The following is a 6,943-nucleotide window of genomic DNA, read 5'->3' on the forward strand; positions in this document are numbered from 1 at the left end:
GCCGGGAGGGCGTCGAGGCGGGCTCGTCGGGCATGCCTGAGGCTCACAGCGCTGGCTGTGACCGACCCTGGCGCCCCCTGGGAGTCCGCTGGGACCTCAGGCGGCGGGCTCCGGCGCCAGGGGCAGGGTCACGGTGAACGCCGTCCGGCCGGGACGGCTGTCGACGTCGACGCGGCCGCCGTGGGCCTCGACCACCGCGGCGACGATCGCCAGCCCCAGGCCGGTGCTGCCCGCGGCGCGGGACCGGGAGGAGTCACCGCGGGCGAAGCGCGCGAAGACGCGGGGGAGCAGCTCGGCGGGGATGCCCGGCCCGTCGTCGGTCACGGTCAGCGCGGCCCGCGCCGGCTCGCTCGGCGTCCCCGGGACCACCGCCAGCGCCGCGGTCACCGTCGTGCCGGCCGGGGTGTGCACCCGGGCGTTGGCGAGGAGGTTCGCGACCACCTGGTGCAGCCGGGCGGCGTCGCCGACGACGACGACCGGCTCGGGCGGCAGGTCGAGGTCCCAGCGGTGGTCGCGGCCGGTGACGTGGGCGTCGCTGACGGCGTCGACGACGAGCGCGGTGAGGTCGACGGGGGCGCGCTCGATGGCGGGGCCGGAGTCCAGCCGGGCGAGCAGCAGGAGGTCCTCGACGAGGGAGGTCATCCGCTTCGCCTCGGACTCCACCCGGCCGAGGGCGTGGACGACGTCGGGCGGCAGCTCGTGCCGCCCGCGCCGGGTCAGCTCGGCGTAGCCGCGGATGGCCGCCAGCGGGGTGCGCAGCTCGTGGCTGGCGTCGGCGACGAACTGGCGCACGCGGTTCTCGCTGGCCTGGCGCGCGGTCAGGGCCGCGGCGACGTGCCCGAGCATGCGGTTCAGCGCCGCGCCGACCCGCCCGACCTCGGTGCGGGGGTCGGTGTCCTGATCGGGCACCCGGACGGCGAGGGCGACCTCGCCGCGGTCCAGGGGCAGCTCGGCGACGTGCGCGGCGGTGGCGGCCACGCGGTTCAGGGGGCGCAGCGCGCCGCGGACGACCCAGGCGCCCACGCCGGCCGCGGCCACGAGGCCGAGGACGACGACGGCGGCGATCACGGCCGCGACCTGCGCGACGGTGGCGCGCACGCCGCTCAGCGACAGGCCGGTGACCAGCGTCTCGCCGCCGCGGCCCTCGGTGGCCACGAGGCGGTACTCCTCGAGGTCGCCGCCGAGGTCGACCGTGTGCGGCTCCCCGTCGACGGGCACCGTGGCCAGCGCCGCGCTCTGCCCCGCGGTCAGGGCCTGCGGGGTGCCCGTGCTGTCCAGCACGGCGGCGCGCTGCACCCGCCCGTCGGTGAGGATCGCCCCGAGGGTGTCCTCGGCCTGGCCCGGGGCGAGCAGGAACTCCGGGCCCGGGCGGCCGTCGTCGTCGGCCTGGGACGGCGGGGAGCCGGCGTCCCCGGCCCGCTCGGGGCCCCCGCGGTCGGCCGCGCTGCTGGAGCGCTCGACCGCCGTGGTCAGCGAGGAGTCCAGGCGGTCCATGAGGACCCGGTCGAGGGTGACGACGCTGACGACCCCGATCACCGCGCTGACCGCGGCCAGCAGGGCCAGGACGCCGACCAGCAGGCGCCGGCGCAGCGTCCACCCCGCCGTCCAGCGAGCCGTCACGGGGCGGGCTTGAGCACGTACCCGGCGCCGCGCATGGTGTGGATCATGGGCGTGCGGCCGGCGTCGATCTTCTTGCGCAGGTAGGAGACGTAGAGCTCGACGATGTTGGCCTGGCCGCCGAAGTCGTAGTTCCAGACCCGGTCGAGGATCTGCGCCTTGCTCAGCACGCGGCGGGGGTTGCGCATGAAGAACCGGAGCAGCTCGAACTCCGTCGCGGTCAGCTCCACGGCCTCGCCGTCGCGCCACACCTCGTGGCTGTCCTCGTCGAGCACGAGGCCGCCCACGACCAGCTGCGGGTCGGCCGCGGCGGTGGCCGTGGTGGTGCGCCGGATCAGCCCGCGCAGGCGCGCGATGAGCTCCTCGAGGCTGAACGGCTTGGTGACGTAGTCGTCGCCGCCGGCGGTGAGGCCGGCGACGCGGTCCTCCACCGCGTCCTTGGCGGTGAGGAAGAGCACCGGCAGGTCGCGGCCGTCGGCGCGCAGGCGGTGCAGCACCGCCAGCCCGTCCATGTCGGGCAGCATCACGTCGAGCACGACGGCGTCGGGGCGGAAGTCGCGGGCCGCGCGCAGCGCGCTCTGGCCGTCGGCCGCGGTGCGCACCTCCCAGCCCTCGTACCGCAGCGCCATCTGGAGCAGGTCGGACAGGGTGGGCTCGTCGTCCACCACGAGCACCCGCACCGGCGCGCCGTCGGCGCGGCGCAGCTCCTGGCGGGGGGAGGGGGCGGTGCTCGAGGAGGTCATGCGAGCACCTTCGCGCGCGCTCCTGTGCCTCGTCCTCGGATTCCCTGAGCGGTTCCTGTGAGTCAGGCCGCGCGGGGTGCAGGGAGCTCCCGGCCCGGACGCAGCGCGCGCACAGGCGCCTGCGCCATGATCACCGCAGCCCGCCGCCCGGCGGCCCCCCCAGCCGGGCGGCGGGTCCTCGCGGAGGGCCGTCCCCGCCTGGGGGACGGCGTCGGGCTCAGTCCGGCCTGCCCGCCACCGCGGACCCGCCGAAGCCCCCGCACGTCACGCAGCGCCAGAAGCTCTGCGCGGTGGCCAGGTCGCTGGCGCTGGAGGCGCTCGCCCCCGCGCGCTGCGCCAGCTCCAGGTAGGTGCGGCGTCCGATCGCCTGGCGCACGTGGACGTGCACGACGTCGCGGGTGGGCACCGCGCTCGTCAGCCACGACAGGGGCGGCTGCAGCGCCGCGGAGCGCAGCCGGCCGGGTGCGGTGACCCGCGGTGCGGTGCGCTTCACGAGGTGCTCGCCGGGCTGGACGTGGAGGGGCTCCCCATGGGGACCGCCGATCTCCCACCGCGAGCGGCAGGGCTGTGGCCCCGGTGTGGGGCTGCTCGCGACGCTACACCGCTCGAGGAGGCCCCTCCGGCGTGGCGCCGGGGCTTTCGGCGGCGCCTGCCTACCTTGGGGCGATGAGAACTGGGCAGCGTGGCCTGGATCAGAATCCTGGCGACCTCTACTTCGACCCCGCCGTGCCCTCCGAGGAGCGCATGGTCATCAGATGCGGCACCTGGAGCGTGGAGGCCACCCACGTGTGGAACGGCTCCAGCTGGTCGCGGCTCGGACGGACGCCGGTGCGCCTCGTCCCCTGCGCGGTGCCCGTGCCGATGCCGAGATCGGCCTGAGGAGCGAGCGCGCCTCCGCCTGCCCGCCTCGTCGGGGCGGGCGGAGGCGCGTGCCGCCTCGAGGAGGTGGCACCTCGAGCGCCACGGCCGACCTCGGCGCGGGAGTCGCGGCGCCCCCGGCAGGATTCGAACCTGCGACCGTCGGATTAGAAGTCCGGTGCTCTATCCACTGAGCTACGAGGGCCTGGCGCCGGCCGGAGCAGGTGCCGTGCGCAGCGTAGGTGGTCGCTGGCTGCGACGTGCCCGGCGTTGGACGGACGAGGGCCCTGCAGGCAGGCTGGCCCTGTGAGCTCTCCTGCAGGCACGGCGACGCCGGCCCCCGCCCCGGGAGCGGTGGCGCTGCTGGGCGCCGTCGAGGCGCTGCGCACTGAGGTCTCCGCGCTCAGCCTGCCCCTGCGGGTCGACGGTGTCGAGACCCCCCGCGCCGAGCGCACGCGCCTGCTGGCCCAGCTCGACGACTACCTCCTGCCCCGCCTGCGCCGCCTGGACGCCCCGCTGCTCGCCGTCGTCGGCGGCTCGACCGGGGCCGGCAAGTCCACGCTCGTGAACTCCCTCGTCGGCCGGCAGGTGAGCCAGCCCGGCGTCCTGCGCCCGACCACCCGCCAGCCGGTGCTCGTGCACGCGCCCGCCGACACCGCCTGGTTCACCTCCCGCGAGGTGCTGCCCACCCTGGCGCGCTCCACCGGCGCCACCGGCCCCGAGCAGCAGCCGACCCGCCGCTCACCGGCGATCTCCGGCCTGCACCTGGTGCCGGACGAGGGCTTCCCGCCCGGCCTCGCGCTGCTCGACGCCCCCGACGTCGACTCGGTCGTGGAGGCCAACCGCGACCTCGCCGTCCAGCTGCTCGGGGCCGCGGACCTGTGGCTGTTCGTCACCACCGCGTCCCGCTACGCCGACGCCGTGCCGTGGGAGGTGCTGCGCACCGCCACCGAGCGCGGCACCGCCGTGGCCGTCGTCCTCGACCGCGTGCCCGCCGAGGCGGTGGGCGAGGTGCGCGCCGACCTGGCGCGGATGCTCCACGACGCGGGCCTGACCACGGCGCCGCTGTTCAGCCTCGTGGAGTCCGAGCTGGAGGACGGCCTGCTGCCCGAGGCCCAGCTCGCCCCGCTGCGGCGCTGGCTGGCCGGGATCGGCGCTGACGCGCGCAGCCGCGACGTCGTCGTGCGCCGCACCCTGCGCGGCGCGCTCGCGTCCCTGGCGGTGCGCGTGCCGCGCCTGGCCGAGGCCGCCGACGCGCAGGACCGCGAGGCCGCCGCCCTGCTCGCCGACCTCGACGCCGCCTACGCCGGCGCGACGACGAGCCTGGCCGACCACCTGTCCGACGGCAGCCTCCTGCGCGGGGAGGTGCTCGCCCGCTGGCAGGAGTTCGTCGGCACGGGCGAGCTGTTCCGCAACCTGCAGGCCGGGGTCGGCCGCCTGCGCGACCGGATCGTGGCCGCCGTGCGCGGCCGCCCCGCGCCGGCAGAGCGCCTCGGCGAGGCCCTCGTCGGGGGCGTCGCCTCCCTCGTGATCGACGCCGCGGGCGCTGCGCGCGAGGGCGCGCTGCTGCGCTGGCGGGCCCGCCGCTCGGGTGCGGAGATCCTCGCCCGCGCCGACCCCGCGGACGTCGACCCGCGCCTGCCCGAGGCGTTCGGCGACGACGTCGAGCGCCTGGTGCGCGACTGGCAGGGCCACGTGCTCGAGCTCGTGCGCGCCGAGGGCGAGGGCCGCCGCAGCCGGGCCCTGGTCCTGTCCCTCGGCGTGGCCGGCGCGGGCGCCGTCCTCATGCTCGTGGTCTTCGCCGGCAGCGCCGGGCTGACCGGCGCCGAGGCGGGCATCGCCGCGGGCACCGCGGCCCTGGCCCAGCAGGTGCTCGACGCTGTCTTCGGCGACCAGGCCGTGCGCGAGCTGGCCCAGGCCGCCCGCGCGGACCTCGTGCGGCGCGTGCAGGAGCTGCTCGACCGCGAGCGCGCGGTGCTCGCCGCCCTCGTGCCGCCGACCGGGGCCAGCGCCGTCACGGAGGCCAGCACCCCGGCCGGGCCGCTCGGCGTCCGCCTGCGGGCGGCCGTCGCGGAGGTGCAGCGCGCCGAGTCCAGGACCGGCGCCCCCGACGACCCGACCCCGCGCGCGAGCGAAGACCCGACGGAGCACAGCACGTGACGGCCACCGCCACCCGCACCCCCGACGTCCCCGCGCAGGGGCTGCCGGCCGAGCTGGCAGCGCTGGAGGAGGCGCTAGCCACCGGCGGCGAGCAGCTCGACCCCTCCGACGCCGCCGCCGCGCGCGCCGTCCTCGCCCGCGCCCAGGAGCGGCTCGGCGCGGCGGCCGACGCCTCCGTGGTCGCGCTCGCCGGGGCCACCGGCAGCGGCAAGTCGAGCCTGTTCAACGCCCTGGCCGGCCTGCAGGTCGCGCAGGTCGGCGTCCGCCGCCCGACCACCGACGCGCCCACCGCGTGCGTGTGGGGCGAGGTGCCCGACTCCCTCCTCGACTGGCTGGAGGTGCCGCGCCGGCACCGCACCGAGCGGGTCAGCGAGCTCGACGACGCCGCCGCCGAGGCCCCGCTGGAGGGCCTGGTGCTCCTCGACCTGCCCGACCACGACTCCACCGCCGTCGCCCACCGCCTGCAGGTCGACCGCCTCGTGGGCCTCGTCGACCTGCTCGTGTGGGTGGTCGACCCGCAGAAGTACGCCGACGACGCCCTGCACACCGGCTACCTGCAGGCCCTCGCCGGCCACCAGGACGTCGTCCTCGTCGTGCTCAACCAGGTCGACCGGCTCGAGCCGGCCGCGGCGGACGCCTGCGCCGCCGACCTGCAGCGCCTGCTCGTCGCCGACGGCCTGGACCGGGTGCGGATCCTGCGCACCTCGGCGCGCACCGGCGAGGGCGTGGGCGAGCTCCGCGAGCTGCTCACCGGCATCGTCCAGGAGCGCACCGCCGCCCGGCAGCGCACCGAGGCCGACCTCGCCCGCTCGGTCACGGCCCTGCGCGCCGGCGTCGCCGACGGCGAGCCCGACCCCGCGACGGTCGCGGGGGCGGAGCAGCTCGTCGACGCCCTGGCCCAGGCGGCCGGCGTGCCGACCGTGCTGGACGCCGTCCGCCGCTCGGAGGTGCGCCGCGGGCGCGGGCGCACCGGCTGGCCGTTCACCCGCTGGGTGCGCCGGCTGCGCCCGGACCCGGTGCGCCGCTTCCGCCTGGCCCGCGGGTCCGGCTCCGCGGTCGACGACGGCGCGGAGGAGGCCCTGCGCCGCCTGAGCCGCACCTCCCTGCCCGAGCCGTCCCCGGCGCAGCGGGCGCAGGTGGCCGCCGCCTCGCGCCGGGTCGCCGGCTCCGCCGCGGCCGAGCTGCCGCCGCGGTGGGCGGACTCCGTGCGCACCGCGGCGGCGCCGGCCAGCGAGGACCTGGCCGACGCCCTCGACCAGGCCGTGCAGTCGGTGCCGCTGGAGCAGCGGGCGCCGCGCTGGTACTCCCTCGTGGCGGCGGTGCAGCTCGTGCTCGCCCTGGCCGTGGTCGTCGGCGGGCTGTGGCTGCTGGGCCTGGGGGTGCTGGGCTGGCTGCAGCTGCCCCAGCCCGGGGTGCCGCGCTGGGGCGCCGAGCCGTTCGACGTGCCCGTGCCCACCGTGCTGCTCGTCGTCGGGGTGCTCGCCGGCCTGCTGCTCTCCGCGCTCAGCGCCCCGCTGGTGCGCCGGGCGGCCCGGCGGCGGCGGCGGCGGGCGGAGCAGCGGCTG

General features: G+C 78.0%; 5 protein-coding genes and 1 tRNA gene. 2 read left to right on the top strand and 4 right to left on the bottom strand.

What is annotated here, in order from left to right:
• Positions 1-96: 96 nt before the first annotated feature.
• The 4 genes from AC5FZL_RS14300 to AC5FZL_RS14315 form a co-directional block, all read right to left on the bottom strand.
• Complete coding sequence (locus tag AC5FZL_RS14300; protein ID WP_493619563.1) at positions 97-1,620, bottom strand: sensor histidine kinase; 1,524 nt, start codon at positions 1,618-1,620, stop codon at positions 97-99.
• Positions 1,617-2,360: a response regulator transcription factor gene (locus tag AC5FZL_RS14305; RefSeq protein WP_493619564.1), complete on the bottom strand. Its 744-nt coding sequence runs from the start codon at positions 2,358-2,360 to the stop codon at positions 1,617-1,619. Before AC5FZL_RS14305 ends, AC5FZL_RS14300 begins: the two co-directional genes overlap by 4 nt.
• Positions 2,361-2,577: 217 nt before the next feature.
• Complete coding sequence (locus AC5FZL_RS14310; protein WP_493619565.1) at positions 2,578-2,853, bottom strand: hypothetical protein; 276 nt, start codon at positions 2,851-2,853, stop codon at positions 2,578-2,580.
• A 497-nt stretch (positions 2,854-3,350) separates the two neighbouring features.
• A tRNA-Arg gene (locus AC5FZL_RS14315) sits at positions 3,351-3,423 on the bottom strand.
• Positions 3,424-3,524: 101 nt separating this feature from the next.
• On the opposite strand from AC5FZL_RS14315, the gene AC5FZL_RS14320 reads away from it, so the two are divergent.
• Both AC5FZL_RS14320 and AC5FZL_RS14325 read left to right on the top strand, forming a co-directional pair.
• Complete coding sequence (locus AC5FZL_RS14320) at positions 3,525-5,378, top strand: dynamin family protein (protein WP_493619566.1); 1,854 nt, start codon at positions 3,525-3,527, stop codon at positions 5,376-5,378.
• Positions 5,375-6,943, top strand: a 1,569-nt coding sequence (locus tag AC5FZL_RS14325) for a GTPase (RefSeq protein ID WP_493619567.1), incomplete at its 3' end; no start/stop codon positions are given. The genes AC5FZL_RS14320 and AC5FZL_RS14325, both read left to right, overlap by 4 nt.

This window comes from Quadrisphaera sp. DVD1, from assembly GCF_058932755.1.